Annotated in this window: 15 protein-coding genes; 9 read left to right on the top strand and 6 right to left on the bottom strand. The window is 31.6% G+C overall.

Translation table 11 applies throughout. From position 1 onward, the window contains the following. Positions 1-176 precede the first annotated feature (176 nt). Positions 177-1493 carry a GDSL-type esterase/lipase family protein gene (locus tag QM746_RS10430; protein ID WP_414984167.1) on the top strand — a complete coding sequence of 439 codons (1317 nt, stop codon included), beginning with the start codon at positions 177-179 and terminating at the stop codon, positions 1491-1493. A 47-nt stretch (positions 1494-1540) separates the two neighbouring features. Here the strand turns inward: QM746_RS10430 and QM746_RS10425 are convergent, their stop codons facing one another. The 5 genes from QM746_RS10425 to QM746_RS10405 all read right to left on the bottom strand — a co-directional run bounded on the left by QM746_RS10425 (position 1541) and on the right by QM746_RS10405 (position 7747). Beyond that, positions 1541-3202: an MBOAT family O-acyltransferase gene (locus tag QM746_RS10425; protein WP_414984166.1), complete on the bottom strand. Its 1662-nt coding sequence runs from the start codon at positions 3200-3202 to the stop codon at positions 1541-1543. Next, positions 3199-4560 (bottom strand): hypothetical protein, encoded by a 1362-nt coding sequence (locus tag QM746_RS10420; RefSeq protein WP_414984165.1) that lies wholly within the window; start codon positions 4558-4560, stop codon positions 3199-3201. Before QM746_RS10420 ends, QM746_RS10425 begins: the two co-directional genes overlap by 4 nt. 136 nt (positions 4561-4696) lie before the next feature. Continuing rightward, positions 4697-5161, bottom strand: a complete 465-nt coding sequence (locus QM746_RS10415) for a glucosaminidase domain-containing protein (RefSeq protein WP_414984164.1) — start codon at positions 5159-5161, stop codon at positions 4697-4699. A 212-nt stretch (positions 5162-5373) separates the two neighbouring features. Then, positions 5374-6645, bottom strand: coding sequence for an aminotransferase class I/II-fold pyridoxal phosphate-dependent enzyme (locus QM746_RS10410; protein WP_374364755.1), 1272 nt, complete (start codon positions 6643-6645; stop codon positions 5374-5376). A 64-nt stretch (positions 6646-6709) separates the two neighbouring features. Beyond that, on the bottom strand, positions 6710-7747 hold the full coding sequence (locus QM746_RS10405) for a PLP-dependent cysteine synthase family protein (protein ID WP_414984163.1): 1038 nt from the start codon (positions 7745-7747) through the stop codon (positions 6710-6712). A gap of 272 nt (positions 7748-8019) precedes the next feature. Here QM746_RS10405 and QM746_RS10400 point away from each other — a divergent pair, with 272 nt between their 5' ends. From QM746_RS10400 to QM746_RS10385, 4 genes are all read left to right on the top strand, one after another. Then, complete coding sequence (locus QM746_RS10400) at positions 8020-11505, top strand: protein O-mannosyl-transferase family (protein WP_414984162.1); 3486 nt, start codon at positions 8020-8022, stop codon at positions 11503-11505. Positions 11506-11603: 98 nt separating this feature from the next. Beyond that, entirely contained in the window at positions 11604-13094 is a 1491-nt protein-coding gene (locus tag QM746_RS10395; RefSeq protein ID WP_414984161.1) for a hypothetical protein, read from the top strand. A 35-nt stretch (positions 13095-13129) separates the two neighbouring features. After that, complete coding sequence (locus QM746_RS10390; protein ID WP_414984160.1) at positions 13130-13663, top strand: DUF1697 domain-containing protein; 534 nt, start codon at positions 13130-13132, stop codon at positions 13661-13663. A 57-nt stretch (positions 13664-13720) separates the two neighbouring features. Beyond that, positions 13721-15721 (top strand): prolyl oligopeptidase family serine peptidase, encoded by a 2001-nt coding sequence (locus QM746_RS10385; protein ID WP_414984159.1) that lies wholly within the window; start codon positions 13721-13723, stop codon positions 15719-15721. Positions 15722-15781: 60 nt separating this feature from the next. Here QM746_RS10385 and QM746_RS10380 read toward each other — a convergent pair whose 3' ends face one another. Then, positions 15782-16849, bottom strand: coding sequence for an FUSC family protein (locus tag QM746_RS10380; protein ID WP_414984158.1), 1068 nt, complete (start codon positions 16847-16849; stop codon positions 15782-15784). A gap of 116 nt (positions 16850-16965) precedes the next feature. Here QM746_RS10380 and QM746_RS10375 point away from each other — a divergent pair, with 116 nt between their 5' ends. The 4 genes from QM746_RS10375 (at position 16966) to QM746_RS10360 (ending at position 20644) form a co-directional block, all read left to right on the top strand. Then, positions 16966-17454 carry a DNA-deoxyinosine glycosylase gene (locus tag QM746_RS10375; RefSeq protein ID WP_414984157.1) on the top strand — a complete coding sequence of 163 codons (489 nt, stop codon included), beginning with the start codon at positions 16966-16968 and terminating at the stop codon, positions 17452-17454. 122 nt (positions 17455-17576) lie between these two features. Further along, positions 17577-18626 carry a tRNA preQ1(34) S-adenosylmethionine ribosyltransferase-isomerase QueA gene (gene queA, locus QM746_RS10370; protein WP_414984156.1) on the top strand — a complete coding sequence of 350 codons (1050 nt, stop codon included), beginning with the start codon at positions 17577-17579 and terminating at the stop codon, positions 18624-18626. 88 nt (positions 18627-18714) lie between these two features. Then, on the top strand, positions 18715-19752 hold the full coding sequence (rlmN, locus tag QM746_RS10365; protein WP_414984155.1) for a 23S rRNA (adenine(2503)-C(2))-methyltransferase RlmN: 1038 nt from the start codon (positions 18715-18717) through the stop codon (positions 19750-19752). Between the two features lie 7 nt (positions 19753-19759). After that, a complete protein-coding gene (locus QM746_RS10360; protein WP_414984154.1) occupies positions 19760-20644 on the top strand; it encodes a hypothetical protein in 885 nt (294 codons plus the stop codon). The last annotated feature ends 84 nt before the right edge of the window (positions 20645-20728 follow it).

Here is a 20728-nt window from a genome sequence, read left to right as displayed (position 1 = left end):
ATTTTTTGCATCATGTTTGAAGATTTAGCGGGCTAAATCAAAAAAGGGAAGTGAAAAAGACGCTCAAAAGGACATAAAAATTCAGCAAAGACAAATTCTAAAGATTAAAAATTATTTTTCGGTAAAATTTAAACAGCCTCTTAATGTCTTACAAATATTTTTTATAAATTCACAAAATGAAAATGAATTGGAAAGCCTTTTTAACAGGCATTGTTATAGTGTCTTTTACAAGTTTTAAATCTCAAAGTATTGAAAATAAAGAAGTTTTGAAGCCTTTTGTAGAGAAACTTAATCAAGAAAAAATCACTCAAATTCTTTTTTTAGGAGATTCTCACATTCAAGCAGATTGGATTACCGCTTTTCTAAGAAATAAATTTCAAGAAAAATATGGGAACGCAGGCAGAGGATTGGTTTTTCCTTATTCTGTTGCCAATTCTAATGGTCCGGATGATTTTACTTCTGCAACCAACCAAGTTTGGGAGAATTTCAGATTGGTTTACGAGCAAGATGTTTTTCCCCAAATGGGAGCTTCGGGGTTTATAATTGGGAATCAAGAAGATAGTTTTTTAGAGATTAAATTCAAAAATCCTGAAGAAACTTTTGATAAAGTAATAATTTTCAATGATGAAAAAATGAATGGCGAAAAGTTTCAGTTGTTCAGAGAAAATCTATCACTTTCTGGTTTTGTCAATAAAAAATTCGAAAGACAAAATTATACGGCTAATGAAGGCGAAACCTTTCCAGAATTGGCTTCAAAATTTTATACAACCACTACAAAATTAGTTCAATTGAACGGAGTTGGCATCAAAAATCCTGTTGCGGGAAATCTATATAATGTAGAAAAAGTTTCTTTTGATTATAATCCTGATTTTGAAAAATCAATTGAAAAAATAGCAGATAATCAATTTTCTGGGAACAGAACTGTAGTTAATTTTTCTGAACCTCAGAATACCTTTTTAATGAAAACTAATGCCAATTCTGGTAATGTTTTCTATGGTTTTCAATTTCTGAAAAATGTAAAAAAAGGAGTAGTTTTCAATACAGTTGGCGTAAATGGAGCTACTTACGGCGATTTTTTAAAATATTCGCTTCAAATGGAGCAATTAAATTCTATACAACCAGATTTGGTAATGGTTTCTTTAGGAACTAACGAATTTTTGAGTTCTATAACGAAAGAAGACTTTCAAAAAAATATATCAGATTTGGTTTCAAAATTCAAAGAAAAGAATGCTAATCTTCCAATTTTGTTAATCTCGCCGACAGATAATCGTTTAAAATCACAAAAAATTAAAGAAATAGTAAGTTGGATTAAAGAAATTGCACAACTAAATAATGTTGCTTTTTTCAATCTTTATGAAGCAACTGGCGGAAGTGGTTATTTCAAAAAATCATTGAATAAAAAAGAAGCCAATACAGACGGAGTTCACTTTTTGAGACCTGGTTATGAATTTCAGGCAGAAAAAATTTGGACAGCTATATCAGAAAATTTTTAAAGAAAATATACCAAAAAAGCACCGATTTTCTCAGTGCTTTTTGTATTTTAGAATTGTAAATAGATGGGCAAAACTTGCTCTGCAGATTTGAAATATCCATACAAAATCAAAAAAGCAAATAAAATTAGAATATAAACAATTAAAGGAATAGTTTTGGTTTTTGCAATAAATTTCTCGGCTGCATCATCTGGAATAAGGTGAATTGCCATTGCCAAAGCAATCATCCAAAGAACTTCTTTGTAGTTTTCGTAGAATGGCCAGAAAACTTGCGCATCAAAATTGAAGAAAATTTGATTAATCATCGTTATGGCTGCATCGAAATCTTCGGCTCTAAAGAAAATCCAGCCAAAACAAACAAAATGGAAAGTGATAATTCCCATTAAAATTCTGTAAATTTTATTGTTGTTAAAACCTGAAAAAGCTTTACCTGTAAGAAGCATCCAAATTTTGTGAATTCCTAATCCAATTCCGTGGATGGCGCCCCAAATAATGAAGTTCCAACTGGCACCGTGCCAAAAACCTCCCAAAAGCATTGTGGTTAACAAGTTGAAATTTGCCGCAATTCCTTTAGAATTTCTCGTAATAATAGCTGGAAGCAAGAATATAAGCAACAAAACTAAGGAAATGATAGCAGCATATAAATAACTTAGTTTGAATAGATTTATAGACATTAAAAACGCTCCTGCCAAAAATCCTATTACGAAAATAAAGGAAGCAATGGAAAATTTTCTGTTTCCACCCAGTGGAATGTACAAGTAATCCTTCAACCAAGACGAAAGAGAAATGTGCCATCTTCGCCAGAATTCTGTAATGTTTTTACTTTGATAAGGCGACATAAAATTGGCAGGAATTTTAAAACCTAACCAAAGAGCAATGCCAATCGCAATATCACTGTAACCACTAAAATCACAATAAATTACCATTGCATAACCGTAAACAGCAAATAAATTTTCGAGACCTGTGTGAAGCGATGGCGTATCAAAAATGTAATTGACTAAATTTAGTGTAATGTAATCTGATATCACCAGTTTTTTAATTAAACCTGAAATAATCAAATAAAAACCCATCGCAAAATCTCTTTCGGATAAAATGTAAGGTTTGTTGATTTGAGGAACAAAATCGTGCGCTCTTACAATTGGTCCCATCATTAATTTTGGAAAAAACGATAGAAATAGTAAGTAATCTGTGAATTTATTGGCTGGTTTAAAATCTCCACGATAAACATCTATGGTATAACTCAAGTTTTCGAAAGTGAAAAACGAAATTCCAATCGGAAGAATAATATTTAAAGGATGAAATTCTGTACTGAAAATTTCATTTGATAACGTAATGAAAAAATTGGTGTATTTGTAGTAAAAGAGTAGTGCTAGGTTGAAAATTATACTCAAAACCAAAATCCAAGTTTTTCCAGATTTTGCTTTGGTTTTATAAATTGAATTTGAAAGTAAATAATTTACCAATGCTGAAACAATAACCAAACCTACAAACCAACCGCTTGCTTTGTAGAAAAAATACAAAGAAAAAAAGGTAAAAACGTATCTTCTAGCAGCATGATGATGTCTCAGCAAAAAAAATAAAACAATAAAAAACGTGAAAAAATACACAAAAAAGCCATTGTTGAACAACAAAGGATTTTTGCTATCATACAAAAACTGTTGAAAGAAAGCGCTCCAATCAAAAGTTGAAAAAAGGTCTTCTAATGGTTTCATTCGGCAGTTTCTGTTTTAGGTTTATAGTTGTGATAGTCGTTCATTATAGCATGGAAAAGTTTTTCGGCTAAAATATCAGCACCTTTGGCATTAGGATGTACATAATCTTTATTGGCAAGAGCAGGTTTTTGGTTTGCCCAATTTACAATAGAATTTTCTCCACCCATTGTTTGAAAAAGATTGAAAAATGCCAAATGATGGTCATAAGCTAATCTTGCCTGTGTTTCTAGCAAATTGGGTAATCCTTTTGCAGTTTGGTATTCTCCGTTATATCGAAAAGCTCGGTCTGCACTGCTTACCAAAAGAATATCTGTATTAGGAAAAGAAGTGATAAATTTTTCTAAAACCGGCGTCATATTTTTGGTGTAATAAGAATAATCAGTATCATTTGGTCTAAATAATAAATTCACACCATATTGCATAACAATTAAATCATAATGATTTGCTTTTTGTACTGCTTTTAAGAAATCTTCGTCTATTTTTCTGAATTCTACACCTGTAATTCCTCTGAAAGAGAAGTTGTCTAGGATAATGCCGTTTTCAGATTCGAAACTTACTCCGTAGAAAGGAATGTTTCCAGAATTGCTTTTCAGTTTAAAAGTTGTAGCATTGTTTTTAGATAACAATTGAGCATTTACCAATTCATTGCCTTCTAAAGGAATTGAATTTCCATCAAAATCGATGCTTCCGCCATTGTTTTTACCATAAATTAAAAATTTTTCTAGTGAAGGTGGCGCAGTGATGGTTTTATCGGTGAAAGTGCCGTTTCCGAAGCCAGAGAAGCTAAAACCAGAAATGTACATGTTTTTAGCGCCTTTATCCATAAAATTTATGGTTTCCCAACCTGAAGATTGTACAGATGCAGTTTGTCTAAAACCTGCAACTTTACTGTGAATGGGAAGAAAACCTACACCATAACCTCCAAATTCTTTTTGAAGCAATTTTCTGAGCGTTTGGGTAAGAAGATCGCCTTCAATCATACTATCGCCAAAATAGGCAATTCTAATTTTTCCTTTTTTGGTTGATTTTAGTTGATGTAATTTTTCTGCAAATTTTGCCAAAGCATTTACGCTATCTCCTTTGTAAAAATTGGTAATGAACTGAGGTTTTTTATATAATTCAAAGTCTTGAACTAAATTTTGAGAAGTTCCGTTTTGGTTAGGAGAATTTATATCGGTGTTATTATTTTGAGCTAATTGAGATTTTTTTTCTTTATCAAATACATCTGTAATTAAATTTACTTTCTCAAAAGGTTCCCATTTTATATCAAAAGCAAAACTTAAAATAGAAAAGATAAGATATATAAAGAAGCTTATGGAGATAAGACTCACCACTCGCCAATTTCGGTTGTTATTCATAAGTTTTTTTGAGAGATTTTTGGATGCTAAGATACTGAGATTTAAAATTCTGCACAATATAATTTTTTCACAAAAAAAAGCTCCAAATTCTTGGAGCTTTTAGTATGTAATTTTGAAAATTTTTTGCTAAAATTAATTAGTCTTTAAGTTGGTATTTGTTGATGATAAGATTTATTCTTCTCATCCATTCTTGGGGCTGTGTAGAATAGCCAGCAGATGCTATTGCTTTTACCCAAGTTGAAAAATCATTTGTTCCTTTTAAAGAATTGTAATAGTTCTTTTTTGCAATAAGTTTGCAGAAAGCTTCATAACTTTCTTCGGAAGAGCTAAATTGTTTGTACTTAGACCCTGTGTTGTTTTTTCCTACAATGCCAAAATGATTATTTAATTTTTTAGAATTTTTGCTGGTTCCACCTCCGGATTCAACAAACGCAATCGCTAAAATAATGGAACTTGGTATTCCATACTTTGTAGAAAGGTTTTCTGCTAGAGTTTTGTTATTTTCTATGTAGTTGTGTTTCTGTGCATAAGTGGGTAATGAAACAAAACTTAATACCAAACTCAAAATTACAATTCTTACGTAACTGATTGGGTTCTTCATAATTGTATGTTTGAAATTTTATGCTGCAAATTTACCCCAACAATATACTAAAACCCTAATTTTTAACAGATTATAACGCCTTTTTTAAGAAAAACGCTGTTTTTGTGTTAAAGTATGTTAAAAATTTGGAATTATGAATTTAATATTTTTAAGCTGTTTTTAAATGAAAAAACCGCTTGGTATAGTGGTTTTCAAAGGTTTTTTTATAGATTTTACAATGGCTTGAACTCCAAGCCTTGTTCTTCTAATAATTTCTCTGCTTGTTCTTTATAAATACCATTTACAAGCTTATCATGTATCGCTTCAAAAGCGGCAAGAGTTTCATTAATTTCTGCATCTGTGTGAGAAGCTGTTGGAATTAATCTTAACAAGATACTTCCTTTTGGGATTACAGGATATACTACAACAGAAGTAAATATGCCAAAATTCTCTCTTAAATCTTTAACCAAAAGAGTAGCTTCTACAGGTGTTCCTTGCATAAAAACAGGTGTAACGCAAGTATTAGAGTTTCCTAGATTGAAACCTCTTTTTAGTAATCCACTTTGTAGTTTTTCTACATTTTCCCAAAGTTTTGCTTTAATTTCTGGTCTGGTTCTTAAAAGTTCTAATCTTTTTAAACCACCTACTACCATTGGCATAGTAAGAGATTTTGCAAATATCTGAGAACGAAGATTGAATTTTAAATATCTTACTATTTCTTTATCACCTGCTACAAAAGCTCCAAAACCTGCCATAGATTTTGCAAAGGTTGAGAAATATACATCTATTAAATCTTGACAACCTTGTTCTTCGCCAGCTCCAGCACCTGTTTTACCAAGTGTACCGAAACCATGCGCATCATCTACTAATAAACGGAAATTATATTGTTTTTTAAATTCAGTAATTTCTTTAAGTTTCCCTTGTTGACCAGTCATCCCGAAAACCCCTTCTGTAATTACTAAGATACCACCGCCGTTTTCTTGTGCTACTTTGGTTGCTCTTTTAATGTTTTTTTCGAAACTTTCTATATCATTATGACGGAACATGAAGCTTTTTCCCATGTGTAAACGTACACCATCTACAATACAAGCATGAGAATTAGAGTCGTACACAATTACATCATGTCTAGAAACCAGTGCATCAATGGTAGAAACCATACCTTGGTAACCAAAATTTAGAAGGTATGCCGATTCTTTATTTACAAATTCTGCTAATTCTTTTTCTAGTTTTAAGTGGTTATCTGTTTCGCCAGACATTGCTCTTGCGCCCATCGGGTAGAACATGCCATATTCTGCGGCTGCTTTAGCATCTGCTTCTAAAACTTCAGGATGGTTGCAAAGTCCTAAATAATCATTTGCACTCCAAAAAATAACGTCTTTCCCTTGGAATTTCATTCTCGGGCCAATAGGACCGTCTAATCTTGGGAAAATAAAATATCCTTCACCATAATCAGCAAATTGACCTAGTGGACCAGGATTTTGTTTAATTCTATCAAAAATATCCATTAAGAATTTTTTTTAATTTAGTGTTTATCAAAAAATAAATGCCAATGAAGGCATTTATCTATATTTATTTTATGATTTCAGTTTTGAAAACTTCTTCGTAGTTGTGAAAGCAATTATTGATGAAGCCTTGCTCTTCCATCCATTTATCGCTATATACTTTAGTAATGTAACGAGAACCATGGTCTGGGAAAATAAGCACAACTAAATCATCTTCTTTAAAAGGATTAGCGTTAGCATATTGTCTTAGGGCTTGCAAAACAGCTCCGGTGGTGTAACCTCCCATTATAGCTTCTTTAATTGCGATTTCTCTGGTGCAATAAGCACTCATTTCGTCGTTAACTCTTACAAACTGATCTATTCTGTCAAACAAAAGAGCACCAGGTATTAAGTTTTTGCCCAAACCTTCAATTTGATATGAATGGATTTCAGATTTGTTTATTTTGCCAGTTTCGTGGTAAGTTTTTAGGATTGAGCCATCAGCATCTACACCAATAACTTTAATATTCGGATTTTGTTCTTTTAAGAATTTTGCCGAGCCAGAAAGAGTTCCTCCGGTTCCTGTACAAGCGAAAATATGTGTAATTTTCCCTTCTGTTTGTTCCCAGATTTCGGGACCAGTTGTAGTGTAATGTGCATCAATATTCAACTCATTGAAATATTGATTAATGTAGATAGAATTAGGTGTTTCTGCAGCAATTCTTTTTGCTACTTCGTAGTAAGACCTAGGGTCGTCTGCAGGAACAGAAGCTGGGCATACATATACAGTAGCTCCTAAAGCTTTAAGATAAGCAATTTTTTCAGGTTTTGTTTTATCACTTACAGATAATATACATTTATAGCCTTTTATAATGCTTACCATTGCAATAGAAAATCCTGTATTTCCAGATGTTGTTTCTACGATTGTAGATCCTGGTTTTAGAAGTCCTTTTCTTTCGGCAGCTTCTATGATGTGAAGCGCTATTCTATCTTTAGTAGAATGTCCCGGATTGTAAGATTCTATTTTAGCATACACTTTAGCTGGAATATCTTTGGTAACTTTATTAAGTCTCACCAAAGGTGTATTTCCAATTAATCCGAGAATGTTATCAAAAACGTTCTTCATTTTCTTCTTTTATCTCTAATAAAAACTATTTGCAAAAGTACAAAAAAATCATATATTTTGATAAATTTTAATTAATAAATTCTGTGTGTTGATGTTAAAAATGACTTTTATCATTGTTTTTGAATGAATTTTTTCACAATAACATTGCCAAACAGGTGTTTAAATTTTAATTTTTTTTTATTTGTATTAAAAATTTCTTAATTAAAAGACAAAAAACTATTATTTGAAAATAAAAACTTAATTTCGCAGAATTGTAATTTTTTAATGTAATTATGAAGAATTGGACTTTCAAAAAATGGAATACTGTACTGGGTTGGGTGGTATTTGTTATTGCTTTTTTCACTTATCTCTCAACTATTGAACCAAATTTCAGTTTTTGGGACTGCGGAGAATATATTTCTTCTGCTGTTAAATTAGAGGTAACGCACGCTCCGGGAGCTGCTTTATTTCAATTAGTAGGTGCTGTTGCAGCAATTTTGGGATTTGGTGATCCTACAAAATATTCTGTAATTATTAATGCAATGTCTGCATTATTCAGTGCTTTTACTATTTTATTTTTATTCTGGACGATTACGCATTTGGTAAGAAGACTTCTCAATAAAGATTTTGAAGAAGTAAGTTTTACCGAAGAAATTGCAATTTTATTTTCTGGTGTAATAGGTGCTTTAAGTTTTACTTTTTCGGATACATTTTGGTTTTCTGCTGTTGAAGGAGAAGTTTATGCTATGGCATCTATGTTTATAGCACTTTTGGTTTGGTTAATTACCAAATGGGAAAACGAATATCATGAAAAAGATAACGAACGTTGGCTTATTCTAATATTCTTCATGACGGGACTTTCTGTAGGGGTTCACATGATGGTGATGTTAGCAATTCCAGCGGTTTGTCTTATATATTATGCTAGAAATTACGATTTTTCTTGGAAAAGTTTCCTTATTGCTAATGGAGTAACTTTAATTATTTTAATCATTGTTTTCAAATTGATATTCCCAATTATCATGTCTCTGTTTGGTAAGTGCGAAATTTTCTTTGTAAACGGAATCGGTTTACCTTTCCATTCAGGTACTATTGTAGCATTTATCATTTTGTTTTTACTGATGTATTTTGCTTTGAAATACGCCAGAAAATCTGGAAGTAAATTATTTCAAACCATTGCTCTTTCTGTAGTTTATATGATTATCGGTTTCTCTTGTTGGTTGGTAATCCCTATTAGAGCCAATGCGAATCCTCCAATGAACCTTAACGACCCAGATAATGCAATTGGAATGTTAGATTATTACAACAGAGAGCAATACGGAGATTGGCCTACCATTTATGGGCAAAATTATACAGCTTATCTTGTAAATGATGGAATTCAAAAGAATGATGATGGTAGTTTCAAAACTCAAAAGACAGGCGATGTTTATGAGAAAAATGAAAAAACTAAAAAATATGAAATCGTAGGTGAGCGTTTCAATTATGTTTATTCTAAAGCCCATGTTGGTTTTATGCCAAGAATGTTCAACGAAGATAATGATGTGATGCGCAATTATATTTCGATGTATGGAGCTCCGGATTTTGAATTAAACTATGATAATGAAAACGTTGCAGATAATCCTCAAGCTAAACAAGTTTTTGATGAATTAAGAAAAAAATTTGAAGACGGAAGTATTACGCTAGACGATTATAAACAAGCTAAAGAATACGACCTTATAAAAGTTCACAAACCTACTTTATCTCAAAATTTAGACTATTTTGTAACTTTTCAAATAGGTTATTATTTCGTAAGATACCTAATGTGGAATTTTGTTGGAAGACAAAACGATTTAGAAGGTCACATGGAAAACACCAACGGAAATTGGATTTCTGGTATTCCTGCGGTTGATAATTTCCAATGGGGCAACCAAAAAGATATGCCTGCTAAGTTTTATAACGAAAGTACTGTTTATTTCTTCTTTTTACCTTTATTGTTAGGTCTTTTGGGAGCATTTTTCCAATATAATAAAGATTTTGGTAGATTTTGGGCAATTCTTTCATTATTTGTACTTACCAGTTTTGGTATTATATTTTACACCAGTGTAAAACCTTTTGAACCAAGAGAAAGAGATTATGCAATGGTAGGCAGTTTCTATGCTTTTGCTATATGGATTGGTTTTGGGGCTGCTGCAATTCTTTGGTTTTTACAAGAAAAATTAAAGTCAAAAGCAGTAACGTGGGTTGTAGGAGTGGTTTTATTAGGAATTCCTTTTATGATGGGCTTCCAAAATTATAATGTACACGATAGAAGTGATAGATATACCGCTTATGATTATTCTTACTCTATGTTGAAATCTTTACCCAAAAATGATATACTTTTCGTTTACGGAGATAATGACACTTATCCAGTTTGGGCAATTCAAGAGACAGAAAGATTTAGAGATGATGTAAAAGTGGTTAATTTTACATTATTAGGAACACCTTGGAATATAGACCAAGCAAAGCGCAGAACTTACAATGCAATGCCAATTCCTTCTATTCTTAGTCACGAAGATTATAGAGATGGCTCTAGCGACCAAGTTGTAGTAATGTCTCCAGAAAATTGGAAATATTTTATTCAAAATAATGTTGAAGCTGGCGTTCCGGAAAGTGTTTTTGAGCCTTATAAGAAATATATGACTCAAGATTCTATGAACATTAAAGATGCTGTGAATTTCTTAAAGAAAAAATCTCCTGAAAAAGATGAAGTTTTAAAACTTCTTTTTGGAGAAGATAAATATTATAGATTTAATTTCTTACCAGTTTCTAAATTTGTATTACCTGTAAATAAAGCAAATGCGGTTAAATCTGGAATTATCCCAGCTAAAGATGCAGCTAAAGCGGTAGATTATATCACAATAGATTATAAAAGAGGTAATATGTTTAAAGCAGATTATATGTTAATGGATATTCTTGCCAATTTCGATTGGAAAAGACCTATTAACTTCTCTACAGGTGGTATTTATGAAGACCAAAATATCTTTTTCCTTAATAATTATCTTCAGTTTGATGGTTTCAGTTACAGATTAGTTCCTATTAAAACTGATGAAACAGAAGACGGTGAAATGGGTAGAGTAGATGCAGATAATCTTTATAATGTGGTGAAAAATTACAGATGGGGTAATTTTAAAGATTTAAAAGTTCATTTTGACGAAACTTGTACTTCTAACATTGTAAGTTACAGAAGTTCGGCTAGTAGAGCTGCAGAAGCATTAATTCTTGAAGGTAAAAAAGCAAAAGCTTTAGAAATTTTAGATTTAGCAAGCAAAGAAATTCCGTCTTCTAAATACAACGATCCTCGTTCGTTAAGTTCAATGGTTTACGGATATATTGTTGCAGGACAAGAGAAAAAAGGTTTACAATTGGCAGAACAATTGAAAAAAGATATTTTCCAAGAATATGATTATTATCTTTCACTTTCTACTTACGAGCAACAGTATGTAAAAAAACAAATGGGAGCTCAGCCAATTCTCTATTCTATTGTAGTAAGTTCTGTTTCTAACGCTTACAAAAAAATAGGAAAAGAAGACAAAGCGTATGATTATTTAGTAAAATCGATTACTCCTATTGATAAGCGTTTCAATACATTTATAGGAGATTTAAAAGAAATGGGCAAAGAAAAAGCGCAGGATGAAATAGAAAATGTAAGAAAAGTAACCCCTTTCTATTCTTATCTTTTCGAAGTGATGAAACCTTATGATTCTACCTATTCTAACGAAAAACAAGCCGAGATACAAAGGCAGCTTATTGAAGCTACAAAATAAATTTTAAAACCGAGTCCTAAGCTCGGTTTTTTGTTTTTTTTATCTTTAATTCTATAAAATTTATAAACTATATTTGCATAGATTATAACAAAAACACAATGCCCGAAATCACCGAAAAATATAGAAAATTACCTTTATATTTTGTAGTAATTACCATTTTGGTAAAACTCTTTTTTTTATTAACGCATCACATTCAGGAAGATGCTTTTATCACGTGGAGAGTTGCCCAAAACCTTTTAGATTATGGTGTAATTGGTTTTAATGGAGCTACCAAAATTTCGGCTTCTACCACGCATTTGTACGTTTTTGTTTCTTATTTTTTTAATTTGATTTTTGGCAAAGAACATTTCATTTATCCTTTGCTCATTTTCAATTCTATATTATTTACGTTTGGGAGTTATTTTTTGTCTAAATTAATTCTTAAAAATCCTGTTCATCAGGCAATTTTCATTTTTTTGTTTGGAATTTTGCCACCTTCTATTAAAATTTCAATTCTTGGTATGGAATACGGAATTCTCTTCTTTCTCGAAATGGCTTTTTTATATTTTGGATTGAAAGAAAAGAAAATTTGGGCTCAAATAATTTTTCCTATTTTAATACTTTTTACCAGAATTGATACCGTTATTTTCTTAGGAATTGTTGGTTTGGTAGATGTTTTTTATAACAGAAAAATCAATTGGTTTTTTGTTTTGGGAGGCGTTTTAGGAATTATTTCTGTGGTAAGTTTCAATTGGTTTTATTTCGGCGAATTGGTGAATAATACCATTGTTGCCAAAAGTGCTACTTATGCCAAAAATATGAATTTTAGTCTTCAATGGAAATATTTTCTAGTGAATTATGGCAACTATTGGGGAATGCTGAAACTTCCGGGAGATTTTAATCCTTTTACCATTTTATTACTCATTTTTGAGATGGTTTGTTTCATTTATTTGGTCTCAAAATCTAAAGAAAGAAACTATTTTTTGTGGATAATTTTCCTTTTTGGTTGGGCTAAGCAATTGGTTTTCATCTCTCAAAGAAGTTATTTCGATTGGTATTATTGGGTTCCTCAGATATTGCTTTTTTCGGTAGTCTTGGTATTTGTTTTAGAGCAAAAAACGCAGAAAATGCTGTGGATTTCGTTGTTGATAATCTTCTATATTTTACCAATGATGGCATTTCAAACGATACATTCTATCGCAACAGGAAACGGAGAATGGAATTACAGAAGAAGCATTGGCTTGTTCTTAAAAGACTACGAAAAAGACAAAAATCAATATATTTTGTTAGAACCTGCGGGTTATATTCCTTATTTTTCCGGCTTAAAAGCGATAGATGAAGTGGGTTTGGTAGATAAAGAAATTCAGAAAGAAATTAAAAAAGACAAGCCAAATTATTGGCGAAACACCGCAGAACATAGGAAACCAAAGTATCTTTTGGCTCCAAAAGATTTATTCAAAGGAAAAGATTCTGTTTTCTATCAAAAAAATTACAAACTTTTGAAAGAATTCAGGATTAAAAATTATCTAAAATCTGACAATAAAATTCTTGAAAAAATCTACAAACTAAAACCTTCGGGTACAGATTATAACCTCTACGAAAAGAAATAAATCCTCAGTCTTAACCTTAACCTAAATCTAAGTTTATGAAATATTGTGCTTTTCTTCGTGGTGTAAACGTAAAAGGAACTGCTATGAAAATGGCAGATGTAGTAGAAGTTTTTAAAAAGCAAGGATTAATAAAAGTTTCCAGCGTTTTAGCTACAGGAAATATTTTATTCGAAAGTGAAGAAAATCCTATAGAATTAAGAAAAATATTAGAAAAAGCACTTTCAGAACATTTTGATTATGAAGCGTTTTTGTTTTTAAAAACAGATGCTCATGTAAAGGACATTTTTGAAAATTCTCCATTTCAAAAAGCAGAAAATTTGCACATTTATAGCTTTATCTGTGAAAATGGAGACGAAAATATTTTGCTAGAAGAATTCAAAAAAGTAAATCATCAAGAGAACGAAGAAGTAAAAATTGTAAATCAAAACTTCTATTGGAAAATCCCAAAAGGAAATACTTTAGACAGTAATTTTGGTAAAATTTTGGGCAAAAAATCACTAAAAGATAAATTCACAAGCAGAAATATCAATACTATTGAAAAGATTATGAACAAATTTTCTTCGCTTTAGACAAGTGGAAAAGAAAATTATCAATAAATTTACTCCTTCATAAATCATTCTTTAAAAATGAAATTAAAACATACAATTATCGCTCTAGCAGCGCCTTTCCTTATGAAAGCACAACAAGTAATGACGCCAGAAATTCTTTGGACACTCAATAAATTTTCGGTTACTGCTGTAGAACCATCGCACGCAGGAATTTTATATTCTGTGGGAAAAGTTGACCTTAAAACAGAGAAAACCAACAGACAAAATTTTTATCTCAATTTTGAGAAAAATCAAATCCTTAAAATGGATTTATTGGGTAAAAAATCTATTTTCCAATGGGATAAAAATGGAGTTTATGCCTCTGAAGGAGATAAAATTTATATTTCTAAAGACAACGGTTTGTCTTGGTCAGAATTTTATACCATTGGCGATGCAGACAATATTGTGATTTCTCCTGATGGTAAAAAAGTAGCTTTCAGTAAAGCAGTTCAAGTAGAAAAATTATTAGGAAAAGATAAATATGCTGATGTTCCCAATTCTACTGCGCAAATTTATACAGACCTCAATCACAGACATTGGGACGCTTGGAACGAAGGGAAATACAATCACGTTTTTGTAGCAAATGTTTCAGAAGATGTGGCTAAAGCTCAAGATGTATTACTAGGACAAAAATTTGATTCGCCACAAAAACCAAGCGGAGGAAGCGAAGATTTTATTTGGAGTCCAGATTCTTCTAAACTGCTATATGTTTGCAAGAAAAAATCTGGAAAAGAATATGCAACAAGTACTAATACAGATATTTACGCATTCGATTTAGCTTCTGGTAAAACAGAAAATCTAACAGAAGGAATGATGGGTTATGATGTAAATCCTAAGTTTTCGCCAGACGGAAAATCTCTTCTTTGGCAATCTATGGCTAGAGATGGCTATGAAGCAGATAAAAATGATGTTGTTATTATGGATTGGGCATCTAAAAAGAAAACTAATCTTACCAAAGATTGGGACGAAAGCGTTGCTGGAGATATTACTTGGAGCAAAGATTCTAAAATGATTTATTTTACTACAGCCAAAAGAGGAACCAAGCAGTTTTTCTCGTTAAATCCTAAAGATGCTAAAGTAAAACAAATTTCAGATGGAGCTTTTGATGTAAACGAAATTATAGCTTTAGAAAATGATTTTGCCTACGTTACCAGAACGGATATTAATCATAGTGCAGATTTATTCAAATTGAATCTGAAAGACGGAATGATGCTTCAAGTAACCGCGGTAAATAAAGAAAATTATGCCAATATTACTCCTGGGAAATCAGAATTAAAAATGGTGAAAACTACCGATGGAAAAGAAATGGGAGTATGGTTTCATTATCCGCCAAATTTCGACCCAAATAAAAAATATCCAACACTTTTATACTGTCAAGGTGGTCCACAATCTGCATTGACGCAATTTTTCTCTACTCGTTGGAATTTTGCTCTTATGGCAGCGAATGGTTACATTGTAGTAGCTCCAAACAGACGAGGAATGCCAGGTTGGGGAACAAAATGGAACGAAGATATTTCTAAAGATTGGGGAGGACAACCGATGAGAGATTATCTTGCTGCAGCAGATTTTGCTAAAACTTTACCTTATGTAGATGGAGACAGAATGGGAGCTGTAGGAGCTAGTTATGGTGGTTACAGCGTTTTTATGTTAGCTGGAATTCACGAGAATAGATTCAAAACATTTATCGCTCATGATGGTTTATTTGACATGAAATCTTGGTACGGAACCACCGAAGAATTATGGTTTGCCAATTGGGATTTAGGTGGTAATTATTGGCAAAATCCTCAGCCAAAAGCTTATACCGAATTCAATCCAAGTAATTTTGTAGATAAATGGAATAAGCCAATTATGGTAATTCAAGGTGGAATAGATTTCCGTGTACCTTACGAACAAGGTCAGGAAGCTTTTCAAGCAGCCAAATTAAAAGGTTTGAAATCCAAATTCCTTTATTTCCCGAACGAAAATCACTGGGTTTTGCATCCTCAGAACGGTTTGGTTTGGCAAAGAGAATTCTTCGAATGGTTGAAGGAGACTTTGTAATAAAACGATACATATAAATGTAAAAAAGCGATAAACTAATCATTTATCGCTTTTTTAATTCTATCTGTTTATTTTCAAAATTTTTCTAGACTTATTAAGATGTTTTATGGTTTTTTGATGTACTTTTTCGTTGTATAAAAACCATCCACAAACGGCTCCTAATAAGCTTCCAATAATGATTTCCGTTAATCTCATTATAATTAATTGTGTGGGTTCTAGTGAAATAGGACTTCCTGTTTCTGCTAATAAAATTCCCATTGGTGTAAGGAAAATTACCGCCAAACCATAATGACGAGTAATGAGCAATTCTACTATTATTTGCAAAATAATTATGCTAATACAAATTCCTAATGGAGTTGTAACGTAACTAAAAACTACCCAAGCAATACCTAATCCTATTAATGTTCCTAAAACTCTATGAATTCCTCTTTGCCAAATATGTCCTACATTAACACCTTGTAAAACGGCAAGACAAGAAATAGGAATCCAATAAGGATATTCTAGTTTGAAAAATTTACCAGTAGCAATAGACAAAGCCATAGCAATGCCAATAATTAATGCTTCCTTGAAATTGGTATAATGATTAATGGTTGTCGAAATTTTTATCTCTTTAGAAATATCTTTTCTTCTGATAAAAAAAGTATAAAGCAATACTAAGAAACAAACATTAAAAGTGCCTAGCGTGAAAATCCCAATCTGAAAAGGTATTTTTTCTATTGGATGGGGAAGTGCAATCGCCATAGAAGCTATCATAATAAAGAAAAAACTTCCTGGTGGACGAAGGGAATAATACTTAACAATATAATAAGCTATTATAGAAAATATGCCAAATCCAATAGAACCCCAAAAATCGTTGAAACTGAGAATTATTCCCAAAATGTAAGAGAAAATCATCCCGAAAGATAGCACAAACATCTCCGTCATGGTTTCTATTCTATTTTTATTATTCGGAGTGTATAAAATAGTGAGCCCTGCCAAACTCCCAACTAATGCGGGTTTTATATCTCCAAGAAAGTAACCAACAATCAAAGGTATTCCTACGGCAAGACCTGCTAAAAATGGGATGTGCCAACTTCTTTTAGAGGGGGTGATTGTGAAAAAATTAGTAAAAACAGAATATTTACTCATGAAAAAGTAGTTTATTTCTACAAAAATCTATTTTTATTTTTAAATTTCAAAATAAATTAAAGGATTATTTCGAAACTTAATATTTCCGTAAAAAATAAAATTGAATAAATTTGAAAATGCAAAAAATTTCTTCATTTCTACCCATCATCAATAGTGAGTCTAAAATTTTGATTTTAGGTTCTATACCTGGGATTAAATCACTAGAAATGCAACAATATTATGCTCATCCTCAAAACAAATTTTGGAAAATAATTTGTGAAATTTTTGATGAAGAATTTTCTTTAAACTATCAAGAAAGAATTAAAATTTTACAGAAACATCATATTGCACTTTGGGACGTAATAGATACTTGCGAGAGAAAAGGAAGTTTAGATTCTGAAATTCGAAATGAAGAAGCCAATAAAATAGAAGATTTACTCCAAGATTTTCCCAATGTGAAAGCTATTTTCTGTAACGGACAAAAATCTTATAAAAATTTGCAGAAAATTTTAGGAAAAGATTTTTATTTGCCTATTTTTGTTCTGCCTTCTACAAGTCCTGCAAATGCAAGTATGAAATATGAAGAAAAGCTTTTTTCTTGGAAAATAATCATTGATTATCTGTAATTTAATGGCTCTAATTCTTCATTTCTTAAAAAACTTTCGCAAAACACTTGACAACCCCTGTTTTCATATCGTATATTTGCAACCGCAATTTTACTAACAATAAAATCCGTAAATTTTATTAAATGAAAACATCCGATTTTAACTTTCACTTGCCAGATCACCTTTTGGCAGAACATCCATCAGAACACAGAGACGAAGCTAGATTAATGGTTTTAGACCGTAAAACGCAAACTATTGAGCACAAGCTTTTCAAAGATGTGATTGATTATTTTAACGAAGACGATTTATTTATCTTCAATAATACCAAGGTTTTTCCTGCAAGATTGTATGGTAACAAAGAAAAAACTGGTGCTAAAATTGAAGTTTTCCTTCTAAGAGAACTTGATAGAGAAACCAGAGTTTGGGACGTACTTGTAGACCCTGCTAGAAAAATAAGAATTGGTAACAAACTTTTCTTTACAGAAGACGAATCTTTAGTTGCTGAAGTTATTGATAATACTACTTCTAGAGGCAGAACGCTTAGATTTTTATTTGATGGCAGCTACGAAGAATTCCGTCAAAAATTAAATGATTTAGGCGAAACTCCACTTCCAAAATACATCAAAAGAGACGTAGAACCAGAAGATGCAGAACGTTACCAAACCATCTATGCAAAAGTAGAAGGCGCTGTAGCTGCACCAACTGCAGGTTTACACTTCTCAAAACATTTGATGAAAAGATTAGAAATTAAAGGAATTAACTTTGCCGAAGTTACCCTTCACGTTGGTTTAGGAACCTTTAATCCTATTGAAGTTGAAGACCTTTCTAAGCATAAAATGGAGTGCGAAGAAGCAATTATTGACTTGAAAACTGCTGATATCATCAATAAAGCAGCTGAAGAAAATAGAAGAATTTGTGCTGTAGGAACTACTACAATGAGAGCACTAGAAACTTCGGTTTCTTCTAATAAGAAAATTTCAGAGTACCAAGGATGGACTAATAAATTTATCTATCCACCTTACGATTTTGGAGTTGCTAATGCAATGATTACAAATTTCCACACACCAAAATCTACTCTTATTATGATGATTGCTGCTTTTGCAGGTAGAGATTTCGTAATGCACGCTTACGAAGAAGCTGTAAAAAACGAATACAAATTCTATTCTTACGGAGACGCAATGCTAATTCTATAAAGCTGGAAGCTGGAAGTTGGGTGTTAGAAGTTTTTAATTCAATACCCAATTTTTCTTCCATCATCAAGCATCCATCATCTAACAATTAATGAAAGACATCAGAACATTAACTTTAGAACAACTCAAAGAATATTTCGTTACTCTTGGCGAAAAGCCTTTCCGTGCGAAACAAGTTTACGATTGGTTGTGGAGTAAAAATCTACATTCTATTGATGAAATGACTAATCTTTCTAAAGATTTGAGAGAAAAAATTTCTAAAGAATTTACCATTAATCCTATTTCTGTAGATTTATTACAAAAATCAACAGATGGAACTATCAAAAATGGTGTGAAACTTCATGATGGATTGTTGGTAGAATCTGTTCTTATCCCTACAGAATCTAGAACTACAGCTTGTGTTTCTTCGCAGGTTGGTTGTAGTTTGAACTGCGAATTTTGTGCTACTGCCAAACTCAAAAGAATGAGAAATCTGGAAGTTGCCGAAATTGTAGACCAAGTTGCTCTTATTGATAAACAAAGCAAATTATATTTTGCCAGACCTTTGTCTAACATCGTTTTTATGGGAATGGGAGAGCCTATGATGAACTATAAAAACGTAGTAGATGCTATCAAAAAAATTACAGAAGAAGATGGTTTGGGAATGTCTCCACGAAGAATTACCGTTTCTACTTCTGGTATTCCTAAAATGATGAAAATGTTGGCTGATGAAAATCTTAAAGTGAAATTAGCACTTTCTCTTCATTCGGCAATTGAGCATAAAAGAAACGAAATAATGCCTTTTTCTACCAAATTTCCTTTAACCGAAATTATGGATGCAATGCAATATTGGTACGAAAAAACTGGCAATAGAATTACTTTTGAATATTGCGTTTGGAAAGGAATTAACGATGGTGATGAAGATATTAAAGCGCTAATTAAATATTGTAAACAAGTTCCTTGTAAAGTGAATTTAATTCAATACAACCCGATTGGTGAAGGAAAATTCGACCATAGAAGTGTTGAAGCAGAAGAAAAATATGTTCGCGAATTAGAAAAAGCAGGAATTACTGCTTTGATGAGAAGAAGTAGAGGTGGAGATATTGATGCTGCCTGTGGACAATTGGCAAATAAAAATTCTGGTGAATAGAGACTTTATGAAAAATTTATTCATTTTTCTTTCTTTATTAACTTCTCTTTTTTCTTTTTCTCAAAAAACAGAAAAATTACCTCTTAGAAAATATAAAATTGCCGTACTTTCAGATTCTTTGAAGGAAACTTCCGGACTTACTTTTCTTAAAGACAAACTCTACACCTTCAATGATAGCGGAAATACCAACGAGATTTTCGAAATTGATAAAAATTCAGGTAAAATTCTAAAAAAAATTCAAACTAATTTTCTAAATAAAGATTGGGAAGCTATTACGAACGATGGCGAACATCTTTACATTGGCGATTTTGGTAATAATGGCGGAAAAAGAAAAGATTTGGTAATTTATAAAACCAACCCTTTCAGAGTTTTGAACTCTGAAAGGGTTTCGCCGGAAGATAGTGCGGTAAAATTCAATTATTCTGACCAAAAAGATTTTTCACCAGTTTATTTAAATCATAATTTCGATGCAGAATCTATGATTTTTCTGGATGGTAAAATTCATATTTTTACCAAAGAATGGGCTTCAAAAGATATTTCACATTATACTTTAGATGTTGATTATACTGAAAATCAATCAATTAAAAAGATAGAAACATTTCATATAGGTTTTGTAGCTACAGATGCTTCTTATTTTGATGGAAAGCTTTACGTAGTAGGTTACACCAAAAAAGCAAAAGTATTTTTAATGATTTTTGAGAAAAATTCTGAAGAACTTTTCTTTAATCAACCTACAAAAAAATATAAATTGGGTTCGGCTTTTACAGTTGGACAAGTTGAAGGAATTGCCGTAAATAATGATGGAATTTACATTTCAAACGAAAGCTTTGCCAAATTTATTTTTATTGCCAAACAAAATTTATACTTTATTCCTTTTGAAAAATTGAAATAATTTTTCTATTGCTAACATAGGATAAGGTGAGAGTAATTTTAAATAATTATATTTGTGAGATTTTTAATCTAACAACATTTTTAT

Origin of the sequence: Cloacibacterium sp. (genome assembly GCF_047601505.1) — a bacterium.
Classification (GTDB): domain Bacteria; phylum Bacteroidota; class Bacteroidia; order Flavobacteriales; family Weeksellaceae; genus Cloacibacterium.
The sequence above is the reverse complement of the archived record's forward strand: the minus strand, read 5'-3'. Positions and strand labels throughout refer to the sequence as shown.

Coding starts and splice junctions, on each gene's coding strand:
- QM746_RS10430 (WP_414984167.1), top strand. CDS start 177: ATGAAAATGAATTGGAAAGCCTTTTTAACAGGCATTGTTATAGTGTCT.
- QM746_RS10425 (WP_414984166.1), bottom strand. CDS start 3,202: ATGAAACCATTAGAAGACCTTTTTTCAACTTTTGATTGGAGCGCTTTC.
- QM746_RS10420 (WP_414984165.1), bottom strand. CDS start 4,560: ATGAATAACAACCGAAATTGGCGAGTGGTGAGTCTTATCTCCATAAGC.
- QM746_RS10415 (WP_414984164.1), bottom strand. CDS start 5,161: ATGAAGAACCCAATCAGTTACGTAAGAATTGTAATTTTGAGTTTGGTA.
- QM746_RS10410 (WP_374364755.1), bottom strand. CDS start 6,645: ATGGATATTTTTGATAGAATTAAACAAAATCCTGGTCCACTAGGTCAA.
- QM746_RS10405 (WP_414984163.1), bottom strand. CDS start 7,747: ATGAAGAACGTTTTTGATAACATTCTCGGATTAATTGGAAATACACCT.
- QM746_RS10400 (WP_414984162.1), top strand. CDS start 8,020: ATGAAGAATTGGACTTTCAAAAAATGGAATACTGTACTGGGTTGGGTG.
- QM746_RS10395 (WP_414984161.1), top strand. CDS start 11,604: ATGCCCGAAATCACCGAAAAATATAGAAAATTACCTTTATATTTTGTA.
- QM746_RS10390 (WP_414984160.1), top strand. CDS start 13,130: ATGAAATATTGTGCTTTTCTTCGTGGTGTAAACGTAAAAGGAACTGCT.
- QM746_RS10385 (WP_414984159.1), top strand. CDS start 13,721: ATGAAATTAAAACATACAATTATCGCTCTAGCAGCGCCTTTCCTTATG.
- QM746_RS10380 (WP_414984158.1), bottom strand. CDS start 16,849: ATGAGTAAATATTCTGTTTTTACTAATTTTTTCACAATCACCCCCTCT.
- QM746_RS10375 (WP_414984157.1), top strand. CDS start 16,966: ATGCAAAAAATTTCTTCATTTCTACCCATCATCAATAGTGAGTCTAAA.
- queA (WP_414984156.1), top strand. CDS start 17,577: ATGAAAACATCCGATTTTAACTTTCACTTGCCAGATCACCTTTTGGCA.
- rlmN (WP_414984155.1), top strand. CDS start 18,715: ATGAAAGACATCAGAACATTAACTTTAGAACAACTCAAAGAATATTTC.
- QM746_RS10360 (WP_414984154.1), top strand. CDS start 19,760: ATGAAAAATTTATTCATTTTTCTTTCTTTATTAACTTCTCTTTTTTCT.